This window comes from Bordetella bronchiseptica, from assembly GCF_900636925.1.
GTDB lineage: Bacteria > Pseudomonadota > Gammaproteobacteria > Burkholderiales > Burkholderiaceae_B > Bordetella > Bordetella pertussis.
In genome coordinates, this window is the sequence record NZ_LR134326.1 from 2,246,046 (window position 1) to 2,263,085 (window position 17,040).

The 17,040-nt window shown below is 68.5% G+C and carries 20 protein-coding genes; 11 read left to right on the forward strand and 9 right to left on the reverse strand.

Annotated features, from left to right (window positions below):
* Window positions 1-77: 77 nt before the first annotated feature.
* Window positions 78-1,583, forward strand: coding sequence for a tripartite tricarboxylate transporter permease (locus EL288_RS10450; RefSeq protein WP_003812078.1), 1,506 nt, complete (start codon window positions 78-80; stop codon window positions 1,581-1,583).
* Between the two features lie 97 nt (window positions 1,584-1,680).
* Here the strand turns inward: EL288_RS10450 and EL288_RS10455 are convergent, their stop codons facing one another.
* The 4 genes from EL288_RS10455 to EL288_RS10470 form a co-directional block, all read right to left on the reverse strand.
* Complete coding sequence (locus tag EL288_RS10455; protein ID WP_003812075.1) at window positions 1,681-2,145, reverse strand: MarR family winged helix-turn-helix transcriptional regulator; 465 nt, start codon at window positions 2,143-2,145, stop codon at window positions 1,681-1,683.
* A gap of 109 nt (window positions 2,146-2,254) precedes the next feature.
* Complete coding sequence (locus EL288_RS10460; protein WP_003812073.1) at window positions 2,255-2,680, reverse strand: PIN domain-containing protein; 426 nt, start codon at window positions 2,678-2,680, stop codon at window positions 2,255-2,257.
* On the reverse strand, window positions 2,677-2,916 hold the full coding sequence (locus EL288_RS10465; RefSeq protein WP_003812071.1) for a FitA-like ribbon-helix-helix domain-containing protein: 240 nt from the start codon (window positions 2,914-2,916) through the stop codon (window positions 2,677-2,679). Before EL288_RS10465 ends, EL288_RS10460 begins: the two co-directional genes overlap by 4 nt.
* A gap of 73 nt (window positions 2,917-2,989) precedes the next feature.
* Window positions 2,990-3,832 carry an AraC family transcriptional regulator gene (locus EL288_RS10470; protein WP_126622041.1) on the reverse strand — a complete coding sequence of 281 codons (843 nt, stop codon included), beginning with the start codon at window positions 3,830-3,832 and terminating at the stop codon, window positions 2,990-2,992.
* A gap of 137 nt (window positions 3,833-3,969) precedes the next feature.
* Here EL288_RS10470 and EL288_RS10475 point away from each other — a divergent pair, with 137 nt between their 5' ends.
* The 6 genes from EL288_RS10475 (at window position 3,970) to EL288_RS10500 (ending at window position 7,881) form a co-directional block, all read left to right on the forward strand.
* Complete coding sequence (locus EL288_RS10475; RefSeq protein ID WP_003812065.1) at window positions 3,970-4,515, forward strand: carboxymuconolactone decarboxylase family protein; 546 nt, start codon at window positions 3,970-3,972, stop codon at window positions 4,513-4,515.
* Window positions 4,516-4,573: 58 nt separating this feature from the next.
* Window positions 4,574-5,086 carry a redoxin domain-containing protein gene (locus tag EL288_RS10480; protein ID WP_003812062.1) on the forward strand — a complete coding sequence of 171 codons (513 nt, stop codon included), beginning with the start codon at window positions 4,574-4,576 and terminating at the stop codon, window positions 5,084-5,086.
* A gap of 80 nt (window positions 5,087-5,166) precedes the next feature.
* Complete coding sequence (locus tag EL288_RS10485) at window positions 5,167-5,400, forward strand: hypervirulence associated TUDOR domain-containing protein (RefSeq protein WP_033447224.1); 234 nt, start codon at window positions 5,167-5,169, stop codon at window positions 5,398-5,400.
* Window positions 5,397-5,957 carry a DUF488 domain-containing protein gene (locus tag EL288_RS10490; protein ID WP_010926528.1) on the forward strand — a complete coding sequence of 187 codons (561 nt, stop codon included), beginning with the start codon at window positions 5,397-5,399 and terminating at the stop codon, window positions 5,955-5,957. The genes EL288_RS10485 and EL288_RS10490 overlap by 4 nt, the downstream gene beginning before the upstream one ends.
* 77 nt (window positions 5,958-6,034) lie before the next feature.
* The gene (locus tag EL288_RS10495; RefSeq protein WP_003812057.1) at window positions 6,035-7,081 is read left to right on the forward strand and encodes a Dyp-type peroxidase; all 1,047 of its coding nucleotides are present in this window, start codon (window positions 6,035-6,037) and stop codon (window positions 7,079-7,081) included.
* Window positions 7,078-7,881 carry a family 1 encapsulin nanocompartment shell protein gene (locus EL288_RS10500; RefSeq protein ID WP_003812055.1) on the forward strand — a complete coding sequence of 268 codons (804 nt, stop codon included), beginning with the start codon at window positions 7,078-7,080 and terminating at the stop codon, window positions 7,879-7,881. The genes EL288_RS10495 and EL288_RS10500 overlap by 4 nt, the downstream gene beginning before the upstream one ends.
* 54 nt (window positions 7,882-7,935) lie before the next feature.
* Here the strand turns inward: EL288_RS10500 and EL288_RS10505 are convergent, their stop codons facing one another.
* The 5 genes from EL288_RS10505 to EL288_RS10525 all read right to left on the reverse strand — a co-directional run bounded on the left by EL288_RS10505 (window position 7,936) and on the right by EL288_RS10525 (window position 12,771).
* Window positions 7,936-9,234 carry a TRAP transporter large permease gene (locus EL288_RS10505; RefSeq protein WP_010926530.1) on the reverse strand — a complete coding sequence of 433 codons (1,299 nt, stop codon included), beginning with the start codon at window positions 9,232-9,234 and terminating at the stop codon, window positions 7,936-7,938.
* 3 nt (window positions 9,235-9,237) lie between these two features.
* On the reverse strand, window positions 9,238-9,759 hold the full coding sequence (locus EL288_RS10510) for a TRAP transporter small permease (RefSeq protein ID WP_003812051.1): 522 nt from the start codon (window positions 9,757-9,759) through the stop codon (window positions 9,238-9,240).
* A 41-nt stretch (window positions 9,760-9,800) separates the two neighbouring features.
* Window positions 9,801-10,808 (reverse strand): TRAP transporter substrate-binding protein DctP, encoded by a 1,008-nt coding sequence (dctP, locus tag EL288_RS10515; protein WP_003812049.1) that lies wholly within the window; start codon window positions 10,806-10,808, stop codon window positions 9,801-9,803.
* A gap of 24 nt (window positions 10,809-10,832) precedes the next feature.
* Window positions 10,833-11,459: an isochorismatase family protein gene (locus EL288_RS10520; protein WP_126621919.1), complete on the reverse strand. Its 627-nt coding sequence runs from the start codon at window positions 11,457-11,459 to the stop codon at window positions 10,833-10,835.
* A 574-nt stretch (window positions 11,460-12,033) separates the two neighbouring features.
* Window positions 12,034-12,771 carry a Crp/Fnr family transcriptional regulator gene (locus tag EL288_RS10525; protein ID WP_033459340.1) on the reverse strand — a complete coding sequence of 246 codons (738 nt, stop codon included), beginning with the start codon at window positions 12,769-12,771 and terminating at the stop codon, window positions 12,034-12,036.
* 122 nt (window positions 12,772-12,893) lie between these two features.
* Here EL288_RS10525 and EL288_RS10530 point away from each other — a divergent pair, with 122 nt between their 5' ends.
* The 4 genes from EL288_RS10530 to EL288_RS10545 are packed head-to-tail and all read left to right on the forward strand — an operon-like array spanning window position 12,894 to window position 17,040.
* Window positions 12,894-13,865: a tripartite tricarboxylate transporter substrate binding protein gene (locus EL288_RS10530; protein ID WP_003812044.1), complete on the forward strand. Its 972-nt coding sequence runs from the start codon at window positions 12,894-12,896 to the stop codon at window positions 13,863-13,865.
* Window positions 13,866-13,868: 3 nt separating this feature from the next.
* Window positions 13,869-14,723, forward strand: a complete 855-nt coding sequence (locus tag EL288_RS10535) for a polysaccharide deacetylase family protein (RefSeq protein ID WP_010926531.1) — start codon at window positions 13,869-13,871, stop codon at window positions 14,721-14,723.
* 18 nt (window positions 14,724-14,741) lie between these two features.
* Window positions 14,742-15,560, forward strand: coding sequence for an alpha/beta fold hydrolase (locus EL288_RS10540; RefSeq protein WP_003812040.1), 819 nt, complete (start codon window positions 14,742-14,744; stop codon window positions 15,558-15,560).
* Between the two features lie 31 nt (window positions 15,561-15,591).
* On the forward strand, window positions 15,592-17,040 hold the full coding sequence (locus tag EL288_RS10545) for an amidase (RefSeq protein ID WP_232018726.1): 1,449 nt from the start codon (window positions 15,592-15,594) through the stop codon (window positions 17,038-17,040).

Consider the following 17,040-nt stretch of genomic DNA (forward strand, 5'->3'; position numbering starts at 1 on the left):
ACTCTGTGCCCCGTTCGGCCGGTATCGTGACCATGTGCCGCGACGGGGGCAGCAGCAAAAGAAAGGAAAGGGGCGAAATGGAACTGCTGCAAAATCTGGCGCTTGGCTTTTCGGTAGCGTTCACGCCGGAAAACCTGTTGTACGCGCTGCTGGGCTGCGTGCTGGGCACCCTGGTCGGCGTGCTGCCCGGCCTGGGGCCGGTGCCCACCATCGCCATGCTGCTGCCCATCACCTATGTGCTGCCGCCGGTGGCCGGCCTGATCATGCTGGCCGGCATCTACTACGGCACGCAGTACGGGGGGTCGACCACGGCCATCCTGGTCAACCTGCCCGGCGAGACATCGGCGGTGGTGACCGTGCTCGATGGCCACCAGATGGCGCGCAACGGCCGCGCCGGCGCGGCGCTGGCGCTGGCGGCCATTGGTTCGTTCTTCGCCGGCACTGTCGCCACCATGCTGATCGCCGCCTTCGCGCCGCCGCTGGCCGAAGTCGCCTTCAAGTTCGGCCCGGCCGAATATTTCTCGCTCATGGTGCTGGGCCTGATCGGCGCCGTGGTGCTGGCGTCGGGCTCCATCCTCAAGGCGGTGGCCATGATCATCCTCGGCCTGCTGCTGGGCATGGTCGGCACCGACGTGAACTCCGGCGTGGCCCGCTACGACTTCGGCATCCCCGAGCTGCAGGACGGCATCGACTTCGCCATCGTCGCCATGGGCGTGTTCGGCTTCGCCGAAATCCTCACCAACCTGGAACAGAAGGAAAACCGCGTCGACATCACCGACAAGGTCGGTTCGCTGTATCCGAACAAGCAGGAAATGCGCGAAGCCGCGCCGGCCATCGTGCGCGGCACCGCGCTGGGGTCGTGCCTGGGCATCCTGCCGGGCGGCGGCTCGGTGCTGTCGGCCTTCGCCTCGTACTCGCTGGAAAAGAAGCTGTCGCGCAATCCCGAGCGCTTCGGCAAGGGCCATCCGGCCGGCCTGGCCGGCCCCGAATCGGCCAACAACGCCGGCGCGCAGACCTCGTTCATCCCGCTGCTGACCCTGGGCATCCCGGGCAACGCCGTGATGGCGCTGATGGTCGGCGCGATGACCATCCACAACATCCAGCCGGGTCCGCAGGTCATGACCAGCCACCCCGAGCTGTTCTGGGGCCTGATCGCCTCGATGTGGATCGGCAACCTGATGCTGGTGGTGCTGAACCTGCCGCTGGTCGGCCTGTGGGTCAAGCTGCTCAAGGTCCCGTACCGCATCCTGTACCCGGCCATCCTGGTGTTCTGCACCATCGGCGTGTACTCGCTGAACTACAACGTCTTCGACGTGTTCGTCACCGCCATCTTCGGCGTGGTGGGCTATGTATGGTCCAAGCTGAAATGCGAGGGCGCGCCGCTGCTGCTGGGCCTGGTGCTCGGCCCCATGATGGAAGAGAACTTCCGGCGCGCGCTGCTGCTGTCGCGCGGCGACTTCCTGACCTTCGTCGAGCGGCCGCTGTCGGCCTCGCTGCTGGGTGCGGCGGCCCTGCTGGTGATCATCGTGGCGCTGCCGTCGATCCGCAAGAAGCGCGACGAGACCTTCGTCGAAGAAGAATGATCGCAGCGTGAAGTTGAGTGATTGCGGGTGTTGGCGACGGCACCCGTTTTTTTTGGGGTGGCTATGTTTCGCATGGGGCCTGGCGCCCCGCGACGGCTTACTTGCGCCGATACGCCGGCGAATCGAAATAGCTCAGCAGCGTACGCAGCAGCGGTCCGACCGAGCGCAGTTCCTCGACGTGCGCGGCCGACAGCGTATCCAGCGTGTGCTCGGCCAGCGGGGTCAGGGCCACCAGCACGCGGCGGCGGTCGGCGTTGCTGGGAATGCGCCGCACCATATCCATGCGCGCGAGCCGGTCGACCAGTTCGCCGGCGCTGTGATGGCGGATCAGCAGCCGGTCGGCCAGTTCGCCTACGCTCAGCGTGTCGTCCGATGCCTTGATGGCCAGCAGGGCCTGGTGTTGCTGCGCGGTCAGGCCGCTTTCGGTGGCCGCGGCTTCGCTGAAGGCCATGAAGCGGCGCAGCGCGTAGCGCAGGTCCGCCAGGGCGGCAAAATCGGCTTTATCCAGCTTGCGGCCGCGTGGCGGCGCGGGGCTGGGGGAAGAGGTCTGGACGTCTGACATGGCAAGGCCGGCCTATGATCTGTACATTTTCGACCGCGCGCCAACCGGGCGGGCGCGTACGCAAGAATCATTCTAGAAGAAATGGGGCAGGGGCGTTGTCAGCCTGCCGTCAAGCGGCGGCGTGCCAGGGATCGACGGCGGCGAGCCCGGCCGCCTCGAACCTGGCCGGATGGCGCGTGGCGATGGCCAGGCCGTGCGCGGTGGCGATGGCGGCGATGCAGCCATCGATTGCGCACAGCGCATGGCCCGCCGCCGCGGCCCGCATCATGACGGCGGCGTAGGCATCGGCCGCGGCCGTGTCGAAGGGCAGGACATGGCCCATGAACAGCGGCAGGACGCGCCGCTCGAATTCGTGGCGCAGGGCCTCGGCCCGCTTGCCGCGCGGCAGGCGGGCCAGCCCGAGCTGGATTTCGGCCGCGCCGGGCGCGGCCAGGTACAGGGTTTCGACGTGCTGGGCATCCAGCCATGCCGCGACGGCCGGGTCGGGGGCCGGCCGCAGCGGCTCGAGCAGCACGTCGGTGTCGAGCAGGATCATTCGAAACTGGCCGGGCGGGCGGGCGCCGGATTGCGCTCGATGGTCAGGTCCATGCCGCGCGCGCCGCGGCCGATGTGGCTGAGCAGGGTGCCCAGCTTGACGCGGCCATCGGGCAGCACGGCGTTTTCCAGGATGGCGCGGATCTCGGCCTCGGTGCTGCGCCCATGCGTGGCCGCGCGTACGCGCAAGGCGCGATGCACTTCCTCGGGAACATTTCTTACCGTAATCGAAGACACGACAGCACCTCCATTTTTTGCATGCAATGATTTCATTTTAGCAAAATGCAATCATTTCGGCAATGGCGCGGCTTCAGCGCTGGGCGTCCAGCCACTGGCGCGCCGAAGCGCCCATCCGCTGCCGGAAGGCCTTGGACAGCGCCGGCACGCCGGCAAAGCCCAGCTCGGGCGCGATGCGCTTCATGGGGTGGCCGGCGCGCAGCATGGACGCCGCCAGGCTCAGCCGCCAATCGGCCAGGTAGGCCGCGGGCGTGACCCCCGTCGCCGTCTTGAACGCCGCGGCAAAGGCGCTGCGCGACATGCCCGCGATATCCGCCATCCGCGTCAACGGCCAGGCCTGGCCTGGCGCGCCGTGCAACGCCGCCAGGGCCTTGGCCAGGCGCGGGTCCGACAGGCCCATGATCAGTCCGTCGCTCACGCCGACCTGGGCCGGGTGGTCGAGCATCCAGCGCAGCAGCTGGATCAGCACGACCTCGAACAGGCGGTCGGCCAGGACGCGCGAACCGCAACGCACCTGATCGGCCTCGGCGAACAGCAGGTCCAGCGCGGGCCGCAGGCCGGCCACCGCGTCCAGCGGCACGCAGACGACCGGCGGCAGCGAGCGCACCAGCGGATGACGGTCGCCGCCTTCGAAATCCAGCGTGGCGCAGGTCAAGTCGGGCCCCTCGGCGGGCGGGTTGATGAACTCGTGATGCAAGGGACGCGGGTAGAACAGCAGAGTGGGCTCGGCCAGCCGCAGGCGCGGCAGCGCGGTTTCGCCCGGGCGGTGGCGCACTTCCATATCGCCGCGGCGCAATACGTGCAGGAAGGCGCGCCCGGGCTGCGCCTCGAAGCGGTGGTGGCCGCACAGCGTGCCGGCGTGGAACAGGGCGGTGCGCACGCGGAAGCGTTCCAGCAGGGCCGACAGCCTGTCCACGGGCGCCGGCGCGGCCGAGGTTTTAGACGATTTGGAAACTTTCATGGACGAAACTCGATTTTTTGTCCAGATATTCTACGTACGATGGGCTGGTCCGTCACGGCGGACCTTATCCCTACCGTTTCCAGGAGCAAGCCATGTCACGTGTTCCCCTGATCGATCCCTCCCAGGCCGGCGCCGAGCGCCAGGCGATCCTGGCGCAGATCCAAGGCGCGTTCGGCGCCACGCCGAATATGTTCAAGGCCGTGGCCAACTCCGCCGCGGCGCTCAAGAGCATGTGGGAGGCCTTCGGCGCGCTGGGCGGCGGCGTCATTGCCGCGCGGCTCGGCGAGCAGATCGCCGTGGCGGTGGCCAACCGCAACCGCTGCGAATACTGCCTGGCCGCGCACACCGCGCTGGGCCGCAAGGCCGGCGCCAGCGCCGGGGACATGGCGGCCGCGCAGGACGGCCGTTCGGCCGATCCCCGCACGGCGGCGGCGCTGCGCTTCGCGCTGCAGCTGGTCGAGGCGCGCGGGCAGGTCGGCGAGGCCGAGGTGCAGGCCGTGCGGGCCGCCGGTTTCAGCGACGAGGAAATCGTCGAGATCCTTGCCCACGTGGCGCTCAACCTGTTCACCAACTATGTCAACGTCGCGTTTGCCGTCCCGGTAGACTTTCCCAAGGTCGCGCTGCGCCAGGCAGCCTGAGCGTCGCGCCGGCCCGCCGCGCCGCGCCGCGGGCCGCGTCCATTCCCCAGGAGCCGCCATGTCCCGCCACGAAGCCCTCGCCACCGTTACCGCGCCGCCCTTGCAGGTGGACGCATGGCTCAATACCCCGCACCCGCTGGAGCTGGCCCGGCTGCGCGGGCAGGTGGTGGTGCTGCACGCCTTCCAGATGCTGTGCCCGGGCTGTCTTGCGCATGGCCTGCCGCAGGCCGAGCGCCTGCACCGCCTGTTTCGCGACGACGGCGTGGTGGTGATCGGCCTGCATACGGTCTTCGAGCATCATGCGGTCATGGGGCCCGAGGCGCTGCGGGTTTTCAATCACGAGTACCGCTGGAGCTTTCCGATCGGGATCGACCGCCCCGATCCCGAGGGCGACATGCCGATGACCATGCGCGCCTACAGCCTGGGCGGTACGCCCAGCCTGGTGCTGCTGGACCGCCGCGGGCGGATCCGCCTGCACCACCTGGGCCGGCTCGACGACCTGGCCCTGGGCGCGGCGATCGGCCGGCTGCTGGCCGAGGACGCCGAGCCCGCGGGCGCGCCGCCGGCGTGACGTCCGGGCGCGCCATGCGGTAGCCTATGCGGGAGGCCCGGCCGCGCGCCGGCCGGGCGTTCGCGACAGGAGGCGATGGCATGACCGGCAAGACGGCATTCAGGATCGGCGACCACGTGGCCTGGAACTCCGAGGCCGGCCAGGTGTCGGGCACCATCATCGCCATCCACACGCGGGACTTCGATTACAAGGGGCACACGCATCGCGCCTCGCCCGACCATCCGCAGTACGAAATCAAGAGCGACAAGACCGATCACATCGCCGCGCACCGCGGCGAGGTGCTGCGGCGCGTGCGCGCAAAGGGCGGGGCATGAGGCCGCCGTTTCATACCATAGGCCATTCCAACCGCAGTCTCGAGGCCTTCGTCGCCTTGCTGGAGGCGGCCGGCATCGAGCTCGTGGTCGATATCCGGACCGTACCGCGCTCGCGCGCCAACCCGCAGTTCAACCAGGACGCGCTGCCCGGCTCGCTGGACGGGCGCGGCATCGCCTACGAACACCTGGCCGCGCTGGGCGGGCTGCGGCCCAGATCGCGCACGGTGCCGCGCGAGGTCAACGGCTACTGGGACAACGACAGCTTCCACAACTACGCGGACTACGCGCTTTCGCAGGCCTTCCATGCGGGCCTGGAGCATCTCGTTGCGCGCGGGCGCGCACAGCGCAGCGCCGTCATGTGTTCGGAGGCCGTGTGGTGGCGTTGCCACCGCCGCATCGTGGCCGACCATTTGCTGGCCCGGGGGGAGACCGTGTTCCATATCATGGAAGCGGGCCGCATCGATCCGGCCAGCCTGACGCCGGGCGCGCTCGTGCGCCCGGACGGCATGGTGGTCTATCCTGGCGCGGACGCCGCTGTGCGCCCGCCCATGCCGTGATGTGGCTACAAGGCGCGGCGCCGACTAGAATGAGTGCCAGCCCGACCGCAGACCTTGCCAACCGCCTATAGAGACCCATGCCTCAGAACAATCCGGAACCACAGGCCGTCGTCAGTCCGATCACACGCAGCGCCATTTTCCTCGTCGCCACTGTCGGCGCCGACAACGAAGCCGCCGACAAGGTCCGCGCCCTGTGCGGCAAGCTGGCCGACCTGGCGCGCGCCGTCGGCAAGCGGGTGCCGGCCGGCAATCTTTCCTGTGTATGCGGTTTCAGCGCCGCGGGCTGGGACCGCCTGTTCGGCCAGCCGCGGCCGGCCGAGCTGCACCCCTTTCGCGAATTCAGCGCCGGCGAGCGCCGCGCTCCGGCCACCCCGGGCGACCTGCTGCTGCACATCCGCGCCGAGCAGATGGACCTCTGTTTCGAGCTGGCCACCCATGTGATGGCGCAGCTGGGCGACGCCGTCACCGTGGTCGACGAAGTGCACGGCTTTCGCTATTTCGACCTGCGCAGCATGGTCGGCTTCGTCGACGGCACCGAAAACCCCACCGGGCGCGAAGCGCTGGATTTCACCCTGGTGGACGACGCCGATCCGGATTTCGCCGGCGGCAGCTACGTCCTGGTGCAGAAATATCTGCACGACATGGACGGCTGGAACGCGCTGTCCGTCGAGACCCAGGAGCGCATCATCGGGCGCACCAAGCTGTCGGACATCGAACTGGACGAGGCCGTCAAGCCCAGCAACTCGCACAGCGCCCTGACCACGCTCGAAGAAAACGGCCAGGAAATCAAGATCCTGCGCGACAACATGCCGTTTGGCCGGCCCGGCTCCGGCGAGTTCGGCACCTATTTCATCGGCTATGCCCGCTCGCCCGCGCCCATCGAGCAAATGCTCGAGAACATGGTCGTGGGACGCCCGCCGGGCAACTATGACCGCCTGCTCGACTTCAGCCGCGCGGTGACCGGCGGCCTGTTCTTCGCGCCTTCGGCCGACCTGCTCGAAGCGCTGGCCGAACGCGACCCGCAAGACACCGACGGCAGCCGGCCTGACCCCGCGCCGGCCGCGCGCGCGCCGCATGACGGCTCGCTGAACATTGGCTCCCTGAAAGGAAACCCCCAGCAATGAACAACCTGTATCGCGACCTGGCTCCCATTTCCGCCGCCGCCTGGGCGCAAATCGAAGAAGAGGTGGCGCGCACCTTCAAGCGTTCGGTCGCCGGCCGGCGCGTGGTCGATGTCAAGGATCCTGGCGGCTTCGGCCTGGCGGCCGTGGGCACCGGCCACCTGCGCGGCATCGCCGCGCCGCAGAAGGGCGTCGACGCCAAGCTGCGCGAAGTCAAGGCCCTGGTCGAGCTGACCGTGCCCTTCGAGCTGCAGCGCGACGAAATCGACGCCGTCGAGCGCGGCGCCAACGATGCCGACTGGCAGCCCGCCAAGGACGCCGCCACCGAACTGGCGTATGCCGAGGACCGCGCCATTTTCGACGGCTACAAGGCCGCCGGCATCGTCGGCATCCGCGAGGGTTCGTCCAACAGCCGGCTCGAACTGCCCACGGACGCCGCCGACTACCCGGCGGCCGTCGGCCGCGCCCTCGAGCAGCTGCGCCTGGCCGGCGTGGACGGGCCGTACTCGGTATTGCTGGGCGCCGACGCCTACACCGCCCTGAGCGAGGGCAGCGACGACGGCTACCCCACCATCGACCACATCAAGCGCATCGTCAGCGGCGACATCATCTGGGCGCCGGCCCTGAACGGCGGCTGCGTGCTCTCCACGCGCGGCGGCGACTTCGAACTGCACCTCGGACAGGACCTGTCGATCGGCTACCAGAGCCACACCGACAAGGTCGTGCGCCTGTACCTGCGCGAAACCCTGACCTTCCTCATGCTCACGAGCGAGGCGTCGGTCCCGGTGGCGCCCAAGGGATAGGGCGGACGCGGCGGGTCCGGCCGATGGCCAGGCCCGCCGCGCTTTCCCCCCGGCCTACATGTGGCTGGGCAGCCACAAGGCCAGTTGCGGAAACAGCACCAGGATCAGCACGGCCAGCGCTTCCACCAGCACGAACGGCAGGGCGCCCATGGTGATGTCGCGCAGCGAGATCTCCGGCGCCACCCCCTTGATGACATACAGGTTCAGGCCGATGGGCGGCGTGATCACCGCCATCTCGCACATGATGATCATGACCACGCCGAACCAGATCGGATCCAGGCCCAGCGACGTGATCACCGGAAGCACGATCGGGGTCGTGATCAGGATGATCGAGACGATGTCCAGGAACATCCCGACGATCAGCAGGAAGACCAGGATCAGCAGCAGGATCACCCAATCCGGCTGGGCCAGCGCGGCGACCCAGGCGATCAGCATCTGCGGCGCCTGCAGGCGCATCAGGACATGGCCGAACAACAGCGCGGCCGCCACGATCAGCAGGATCATGCTGCTGGTGACGATGGTGGAGCGGACGATCTCGCGCAGCTTCGCGCGGTCCAGTTCGCGGTAGCCGAGCGCCACCAGCAGCGCGCCGGCCGCGCCCAGGCCCGAAGCCTCGGTCGGCGTGGCGATGCCCAGATAGATCGTGCCCAGCACGGCGACGATCAGCACAATGGCGGCCCATACATCGCGCAGCGCCTGCCAGCGCTCCCGCCACGAGACCTTCTGCGCTTCGTCCGGCGCCACCGAGGGCTTGATGCGGCTCAATCCGTACAGATAAAGCATCATCAGGACGCTGAGCAGCAGGCCGGGCACGATGGCGGCGCTGAACAGCTTGCCGATCGACTGGCTGGCGATCTCGCCATACAGCACGAAGCCCACGCTGGGCGGAATCAGCAAGGCCAGCGAACCCGCCGCGGCTACCGATCCGCCGGCCAGGCCAGGGTCATAGCGGCGCTTGAGCATCTCCGGAATGGCGACGCGGCCTATGGTGGCCGCGCCGGCCACGCTGACGCCGCTCATGGCGCCGAAGATGGCCGAGGCCCCCACGCTGGCAATCGCCAGGCTGCAACGCACGCGGCTCAGCCAGGTGTAGAACAAGGTATAGAGGCGCGCGCCGATGCTGGTGCGGGCCAGCGTCTCGCCCATCAGGATGAACAGCGGAATGCAGATCAGCGAGTAGCTGGCGATGCCGCGATGCAGCACCGACGGCACGACGTTCAGCGCCGAGGCGCCGCCCACCAGATAGATGCCGAGAATGCTGGGCACGCCCAGCGCGGCGAAAATCGGGATGCCCAATACCAGCAGCAGGCCGAACAGCCCGAGTATCACGGTCAGAATGAGTACGGCGTCCACGGGTCATGCCTCCGGGCTGGGTGGCGCAATGGCGGCGTTGCCGTCGGGATGGTTCAGCTTGCACGCGGCGGCGATCGCCAAGAGCAGCGCGCCGACCGCGATCAGTCCGTAGGCGATCCACATGGGAAAGGCCAGCAGGGACGTCGAGCGGTAATTGCGCGCCAGTGCCGTGGCGGCGATCTGGACGCCGGCATGCAGCAGGAAGCCGCAGAACACCAGCACCACCAGCTCGCGAAACACGTTCAGCAGCCGCTTGCCGCGTCCGCGCACGCGGATGCTGAGCATTTCCATGCTGACGTGGCGCTCGAGCAGATGGGTCCAGCCCACCGAAAGCCAGGTCACCAGCAGCAACAGGTAAATGCTGATCTCCACGGCGTGGACGCTGGGCCGCTGGAGCACGTACCGCGCGATGACCGAGTAAACGGTCAGCAGCATCATCAGCAGCAAGGCTGCCTGCGCGATGAAAACGGCGGCCCGGTTGGTTCCGTGGCCGATCCGTGTCAGCCGATCAAGAAGCGATTTCATGGGGGGGATCCAGATCGATAGGCGGTCATGTCGAAAGGGCCTCAGTTCGCCCGGGTCTTTTCCAGCAGCTCCAGGTGGCGGCTGGCCGCGGGCTCCTGCGCGACCCACTCCTGGACCGCGGGCTGGGTCGCGGCGCGCATATCCTGCAAGGCGGCGGGTTCGATCGTGTACACGGATACGCCATTCTTCTCGAACTTCGCCACGCCCTGTTCGATGTAGGCATACACCTGGCGGAATTGCTCCTCGTCACGCACCTGCGCGCCGCGGCGGATGATGTCCTGGATATCCGGCGGCAGCGAATCGAACTTCGCCTTGTTCATCGACAGCAGCGAGGTGTCGATGGCCAGCGTCGCCAGCGACAGGTGCTTGACCACCTCGTGCAGGCTGCGTCCCAGCCCGGTGATCAGCGGGCGCGGCGTGCCGTCCACCACCCCGCGGTCCAACGCCAGGTACAGCTCGGACGACGGCATGCTGGTGGGCGAGCCGCCCAGCAGCTGGATCGCGCGCGCGTCGGCGGCGCCGGTCGTGGCCCACACCTTGCCCTTGAAATCGGCGGCCGTGCGGACCGGCGCGCGGCGCGAATAGATCTGGTAGGGATCGATAGGCGCCAGGCCGAGCACTTCGATGCCATGCTTGTCGCGCATTTCGCCGCGTATGCTCACATCGAGCAGGCCGGCCTTGGCGGCGCGCTCCAGGTGCGCCGTATCCTGGAACACGAACGGCATGGTGAACAGATTCAGCACCGGCATGGCGCCGCTGGCGTAGGTCGAGACCACGGTGGTGATATCGATGTCGCCGCGCGACAGCGCCGGCAATTCCTCGTAGCCGTCGAACAGCTGGGCGGAGTGGAAGGCCTTGATCTTCACGCGGCCCTGGCTTTCCTTCTCCACATACGCGATGAAGGTCTCCAGCGGCTTCCACATGTACTCATAGGAAGGCGGGGCATAGGTCGACAGCGTCAGTTCGATCGGCTTGTCCGCCGCGCCGGCGTTGGCCGACAGCGCCAGCAGCACGGCCGGCAGCAATTTGGCGATCCAGGTCTTGTTCATGATTGATGTACTCCGCAGTGGCGCTCAGGCCGTCGGGTTGAGAAGCAGGGGCAGGAGCGCGTCGGTCGGCAGGACTTCCGCGTACTTGCTCTTGAGGTCGATCAGGTTGCTGAGGTGCTGGGCCGCGGAACGGTCCGTGACGGCGTCCTGCGCCACGAAAGGCGGAAAGCCGTGCTGCATGGCGTCGACCGCGCTGGCGCGCACGCAGCCGCTGGTGGTGCAGCCGGCGATCAGCACGGCGTCGCAGCCCGCGTGCGCGAGCATGGCGGCCAGCGGCGTACCGAAAAACGCCGAGGCCTGCGTCTTGTGCAGCAGCACGTCGGTCGCCGCGTCGTAATCCAGTCGCTCGTCGAGTGCGCAGCCCGCCGAGCCGCGTACCAGGTCCTTCAGCGGCGGGCACTTGCGATGAAAACAGCCGCCGTCGCCATGGTTGCCGTCGTAGCCCACCACCGTGAACACCACCGGACCGCGTCCGCGCATCGCCTGGATCAGGCGATTGGCCTGCGCGATGGTGGGCGCGCAATCGCTGGCCAGCGGACTGACGTCCGGGTCGGTGAAAGCCCGCTGGAAATCGATCACCACCAGGGCCGGGCGTCGCCCGAACGGGTGTGAACCGATGAAACCGCCTCGGGCATTGTCGAGGTCTAGCATGAACGCTCCTGATGGAAAGTATGTGGGCGTGCCGCGCCGCGGGACCGGACCCGCCGCGCGGACAGAAAGGGATGGCGGAAAACGCCTAGCCGTGGGCCTGGACCGGCCAGGCCTTGCTCGGGAAGGGCGTCAGGCGCGAGGCGCGCGCGTTGGAGAGGGCAGGAAGCGGGCGCGCGCAGGCGTGCGCGCGCCTGGCCGGGAGGCGTCTGGACAGCATGGCAGGCGGCTTGGCCGCCACGGCTGGTGACCGATATCCCATTGCATCCCCCGCGTTCTGGTCATGTTCATGCAAGCTGACTGCATGGTAGCTTGTAAGGCACACGTGTGCATTGATGTTTTGCGGAAGTCTAGGCCGGGATGAACGGGCGCGGAATTGGGGTTTTCCTTAGCAAGATTGCATCAATAGTATTTACTTATAGGGCTATTGAGCGCGATGATGGTTTGCCGGCGTGCCGTTGTCCGGCTTGGCCGCCTGTGCCATGTCGGATTTGCTTTAGTGGAAAACAGCCTTGAAAATGTACACGTATGCACTTGTGTGCATGCGTCATCGACGGCCGCGCGGCGGCGGCCTGGTTCAGGGTTGGGCGCCGCGTTCGTGCCAGAGCTGTTTGAGGCGTTCCAGGTCCCGCACCCAGATTTCCCCGTAACCCAGTCCGACCAGGCCCTGGTTCGCCAATTGCCTGAGTTCGCGGTTGACCGCATGGCGCGACACGCCCAGCAGGGTGGCCAGGGCGTCCTGGGTCTGCGCCACGGCGATGCCGCGTTCGTCGTCGCCGGGCCGCCCGGCCGTCAGGGCGCCCAGCAGGCGCGGCAGCCGTTGCGGCAGGCTGCGCAGCGCCAGTTCGTCGATGATGGCATGGGCGGTGCGTATGCGGCTGCACAGCAGCTTGACGAAGTAGCGATACAGTCCGGGGTCGCCGTCCAGTATGTCCAGGAAGGCCGCGCGCGGCAGCAGCAGGATGTCGGTCTGCTGGTAGGCCCGGCTGTCGCGCAGCATCCCGCCGCCATCCAGTACCGCCGCGACGCCCCACAGGCCGTCGAATTCCAGCATCGACAGCGCGAACTCGTGGCCGTCGTCGGAAAACGAGCTGGTGTGGATGGCGCCCTTGAGGATGATCACCACGCCGGGGGCGGGCGTGCCGCGTCCGGCCAGCAGTTCGCCATGGTCCAGCCGGCGCCATTGGGCGATGGCGGCGAACGCGGCCAGCGTCGGTTCGGCCATGTGCCCGAAGCAGGTATTGGCGCGCAGTTGCGCCAGGATCGCCGGCGGGTCCCAGGCGGGGAGGGCGGTCGGATTGGCTGCCTGGCTCATTGCTTGACTGTGATGGCGCCGCCGCAGGGGCGCGGGAATGTAATGTAGATCATATTCGTGGCCCGGGGCGCCTCCTAGAATCATGGCGCATCAGACATCAGACCCTAGTCGCGAGGATATACATGAAGATCAAGAGCATGCTGCTTGCCGTGCTGGCGGTATCGATGGCCGGGGTATCGGCCGCCGCGCTGTCCCAGGGCTTTCCCGAACGGGCGCTGCGCGTCGTGGTGCCCTATCCGCCGGGCGGCACCACCGATGTGCTGGTGCGCCTGCTGCAAAAGCCGGTGGCCGACGCCGCGGGGCAATCGGTGGTGGTCGACAACCGGCCGGGCGGCGCGTCGGTCATCGGCACCTCGCACGTGGCGCAAGCGGCCCCGGATGGCTACACCGTGCTGGGCGGCGACCTGTCGATGCTGGTCAACCCTTCGCTGATGAAAGACCTGCCGTATGACACCTTGCGGGATTTCCGCGGCGTCACGATGCTGGCGCGCGCGCCGCTGGTGCTGCTGGTGCACCCGTCGGTGCCGGCCAACACCCTCGACGAGCTGATCGCGCTGGCCAAGGCCAAGCCGGGTACGCTGAACTTCGCCTCGGGCGGCTACGGCACCTCGACCCACATGGCGGGCGAGATGTTCCGCCGCGCCGCGGGCATCGATGTCGTGCATGTGCCGTACCAGGGCGTGGCGCCGGCCATGTCGGCGCTGCTGGGCGGGCAGGTGCAGATGTATTTCGGCGGCACCACGACGGGCCTGCCGCATATCCAGTCGGGCAAGCTGCGCGCGCTGGCGGTGACGGGCGAGGCGCCCAGTCCGCTGCTGCCCGAGGTGCCGACCTTCGTGTCGCGCGGCATCCAGGGCGTGAACGCCGATACGTACTGGGGCGTCTACGCCCCGGCCAGGACGCCCGATGCGGTCATCGAGAAGCTGAATGCCTATTACACCGGCGCCTTGCGCGACCCCGCCGTGCAACAGCGCACCCGCGACCTGGGCCTGACCCTGATCGGCAACAGCGCCGCCGAGCATACGGCGCAGATGAAGACGATGATTGGCGATTGGGGCGCCTTCGTCAAGGAAGCGGACATCCGACTGGAGTAAGCCATGGCCGCCAAACAATCCCTGGTTTGCCTGACCTTCGATTTCGACGCGATCTCGGTGTGGCTGGCGCGCGGCATGGACAGTCCGACGCCGGTGTCGCGCGGCGAGTTCTGCGCCGTGGCGGCCGACCGCGTGCTGGACTTGCTCGAACGGCTGGGCCTGCCGTCGACCTGGTTCATCCCCGGCCATACCTTGGCCAGCTATCCGGAGCATTGCCGGCGCGTGCACGAGGCCGGCCATGAAATCGGCCACCACGGCTGGACGCACGTCGCGCCCAACCTGATGACGCGCGAGGAAGAGCTCGACGGCCTGGTGCGCGCGAACGAGGCGATCCGCGCGCTGACGGGGCGGGCCGCGCGCGGCTACCGCTCGCCATCGTGGGACCTCAGTCCGCACACCCTGGCGCTGCTGCTCGAGCACGGCTTCGACTACGACAGCAGCATGATGGGGCACGACTATCTGCCGTATCCGGTGCGCCAGGGAGACAGTTTTCCCCTGGACGAACCCGCGGTGTTCGGCGCGCCCACCCGCCTCATCGAGGTGCCTGTCAGCTGGTCGCTGGACGACTATCCGCACTTCGAGTTCGTGCGCGCCGGGCAGAGCGTCATCCCCGGCCTGATGAATGCCAACAGCGTGATGGACAACTGGATCGAGGACTTCCTGTACCTGAAGGAGAACTTCGACTGGGGCGTCATCACCTACACCTTCCATCCTTTCGTGATCGGCCGCGGCCACCGCATGCGCATGCTCGAGCGCCTGCTGCGGCGCCTGATCGACGAGGGCGCGACGTTCGTGCGCATGGAGGAAGCGGTGGACGCGTACCGGCAACGGCAGGCGCTGGCCGCCGGCGCCGCATGACCAACGAGGGAAAGGACGATGATGCAGCACTACTATGAGCGCGACGGCGTGCGCTTGAGCTATTACCTGGACGACTATACCGACCCCTGGACGCAGGCACCCACCTTGCTGCTGCTGCACGGCGCCATGGCCAATGCCCAGCGCTTCTACTCCTGGGTGCCCGGCCTGAGCCGCGATTACCGCGTGGTGCGCGCCGACCTGCGCGGGCATGGGCTGTCCGACGTGCCGCCGGCGGACAAGCCCTTGGACCTGCAGGTGCTGACCGAGGACATCCTGGCCTTGCTCGATCACCTGGGCTGCGAGCGCGTGCACCTGGCCGGCAATTCGGCCGGCGGCTACGTGGGCCAGCATCTGGCCATGCAGCACCCGCAACGCATCGAGACCCTGGCGCTGTTCGGTTCGGCGCCAGGCCTGCGCAACAGCCAGGCTTCGACCTGGCTCGAACGAGTGGCCGAAAAGGGCTTGCGGCAATTCCTGGCCGACACCATCGACGATCGCTTCCCTCCGGAGCTGGTCGGCACGCCGCGCTGCGAGCAGTTCCTCGATGCGCTGTCCGATCACGACATGGCCTATATCGGCAGGTTCGTCGGCTACATGGCGCAACAGGAGTGGGGCGATCAATTGCACCGCATCACCTGCCCGACGCTGGTGGTGATTCCGGGGGCCGGCCGCATCGGCGCCATGGACGCCTACCAGCCCATGCGCGACCACCTCAAGCGGGCCGAGATCCTGGTCTACGAAGGCGAGCGGCACAGCATCTGCGAGTACCTGCCGCAACGCTGCGTGGCGGACCTGCGCAGCTTCCTGGCCCGCCACGGCGGACCGGCCTGGCCTTGACCCATCGCGCTCGTCGACCTTGGCGTCTGTCATGAACATCGAACAATACGTGCAGCAGGACGGCCTGGCGCTGTCCGCGCAATTGCGGGCCGGCGCCACCGACCCGCAGGCCCTGATGCAATGCGCGATCACGCTGGCCCGGCAGCGCGCCGAGCCCCTGAACGCCCTGTGCTATCCCGACTACGACGCGGCGCTGGCGCGCGCGGCGGCCTGGCGGCCGACGGGCGTGTTCGGCGGCCTGCCGTTCCTGTTGAAGGACTCCGGCCTGGCCTGCGACCGCCTGCCCTCGAGCATCGGGCTGGCGCTGTGCAAGGACATGCGTTTTGCCGGCAACGCCACGCTGGTGGAACGCTTCGACGCCGCCGGCCTGTTGCCCTTTGCCCGCACCACCGTGCCGGCGCTGTGCATGGCGCCCACCACCGAGGCGCTCGTCAACGGCGGGCCCGCCCGCAACCCCTGGGCGCCGCAGCGTTCGGCCGGCGGCTCCAGCGGCGGCGCCGCCATCGCGGTCGCCACCGGCGTGGTGCCCCTGGCCCACGGCAGCGACGGCGGCGGGTCGATCCGCATTCCGGCGTCTTGCTGCGGCGTCTTCGGCCTGAAGCCCAGCCGCGGCCTGGTGCCCCTGGGGCCGGCGCGCGGCGAGGCATGGGGCGGCATGGCGGGCGATGGCGTGCTGAGCCGCAGCGTGCGCGACACCGCCGCCGCGCTCGATGCGATCGCCGGCATGGAGCGCGGCGCTCCCTATGCGGCGCCGGCGCCGCCGGCAGGCGGCTACCTGGCCGCCCTGGACCAGCCTTTCGAGCGGCCATTGCGCATCGGCGTGTGGCAGCATGCCTGGGACGGCATCGAGGTCGATCCGGCGTGCTCGGCGGCGCTGGCGCAGGCCGAGGCCCTGTGCCGGCAACTGGGCCACGCCACCGAAGCCATCGCCGCGCCGCCCATCGACTACCAGGCCTTCGTGCGGGCGCATATCGGCATTCTGTGCACGCATATCGCGCTGGCCGTCGACGCCCGCCTGGCCGTCCTGCGGCGCGGCCTGCGCGACGACGACCTGGAGCCGGCCATCCTGGACGGCTATCGGCGCGCGCGCGGCATTTCCGCCACCGACTACGCCGGCATGATCCAGGCGCTGCACGCGGTGGGCCGCGCCATGGCGGCCTGCATGCAGGGCTACGACCTGCTGCTGTCGCCCACCCTGACGCGCCCGCCGGTGCCGCTGGGCGAAATCAGCATGGCGGACGACTTCGTATCGTTTCGCCAGAAGGCGGCCCGCTACACGACCTTCCTGGCCGTCATCAACGCCTCGGGGCAGCCGGCGGCCAGCGTGCCCCTGCATATCGACGGGCAGGGGCTGCCCATCGGCGTGCAGCTGATCGGCGCCCTGGGCCGCGACGACCTGGTGCTGCGCCTGGCCGCGCAGCTCGAGCGCGCCGCGCCGTGGGCGGGACGGTTCCCGCCTGCGGCAGGCGCAGGGGCCTGA

Excerpts from the sequence above, each read along its gene's own strand:
- EL288_RS10500 (WP_003812055.1), top strand. The coding sequence starts at position 7,078 with ATGAACAACCTGTATCGCGACCTGGCTCCCATTTCCGCCGCCGCCTGG.
- EL288_RS10530 (WP_003812044.1), top strand. The coding sequence starts at position 12,894 with ATGAAGATCAAGAGCATGCTGCTTGCCGTGCTGGCGGTATCGATGGCC.
- EL288_RS10475 (WP_003812065.1), top strand. The coding sequence starts at position 3,970 with ATGTCACGTGTTCCCCTGATCGATCCCTCCCAGGCCGGCGCCGAGCGC.
- EL288_RS10525 (WP_033459340.1), bottom strand. The coding sequence starts at position 12,771 with ATGAGCCAGGCAGCCAATCCGACCGCCCTCCCCGCCTGGGACCCGCCG.
- EL288_RS10545 (WP_232018726.1), top strand. The coding sequence starts at position 15,592 with ATGAACATCGAACAATACGTGCAGCAGGACGGCCTGGCGCTGTCCGCG.
- EL288_RS10485 (WP_033447224.1), top strand. The coding sequence starts at position 5,167 with ATGACCGGCAAGACGGCATTCAGGATCGGCGACCACGTGGCCTGGAAC.
- EL288_RS10490 (WP_010926528.1), top strand. The coding sequence starts at position 5,397 with ATGAGGCCGCCGTTTCATACCATAGGCCATTCCAACCGCAGTCTCGAG.
- EL288_RS10455 (WP_003812075.1), bottom strand. The coding sequence starts at position 2,145 with ATGTCAGACGTCCAGACCTCTTCCCCCAGCCCCGCGCCGCCACGCGGC.
- EL288_RS10510 (WP_003812051.1), bottom strand. The coding sequence starts at position 9,759 with ATGAAATCGCTTCTTGATCGGCTGACACGGATCGGCCACGGAACCAAC.
- EL288_RS10520 (WP_126621919.1), bottom strand. The coding sequence starts at position 11,459 with ATGCTAGACCTCGACAATGCCCGAGGCGGTTTCATCGGTTCACACCCG.
- EL288_RS10535 (WP_010926531.1), top strand. The coding sequence starts at position 13,869 with ATGGCCGCCAAACAATCCCTGGTTTGCCTGACCTTCGATTTCGACGCG.
- EL288_RS10480 (WP_003812062.1), top strand. The coding sequence starts at position 4,574 with ATGTCCCGCCACGAAGCCCTCGCCACCGTTACCGCGCCGCCCTTGCAG.
- EL288_RS10540 (WP_003812040.1), top strand. The coding sequence starts at position 14,742 with ATGATGCAGCACTACTATGAGCGCGACGGCGTGCGCTTGAGCTATTAC.
- dctP (WP_003812049.1), bottom strand. The coding sequence starts at position 10,808 with ATGAACAAGACCTGGATCGCCAAATTGCTGCCGGCCGTGCTGCTGGCG.
- EL288_RS10495 (WP_003812057.1), top strand. The coding sequence starts at position 6,035 with ATGCCTCAGAACAATCCGGAACCACAGGCCGTCGTCAGTCCGATCACA.
- EL288_RS10460 (WP_003812073.1), bottom strand. The coding sequence starts at position 2,680 with ATGATCCTGCTCGACACCGACGTGCTGCTCGAGCCGCTGCGGCCGGCC.
- EL288_RS10450 (WP_003812078.1), top strand. The coding sequence starts at position 78 with ATGGAACTGCTGCAAAATCTGGCGCTTGGCTTTTCGGTAGCGTTCACG.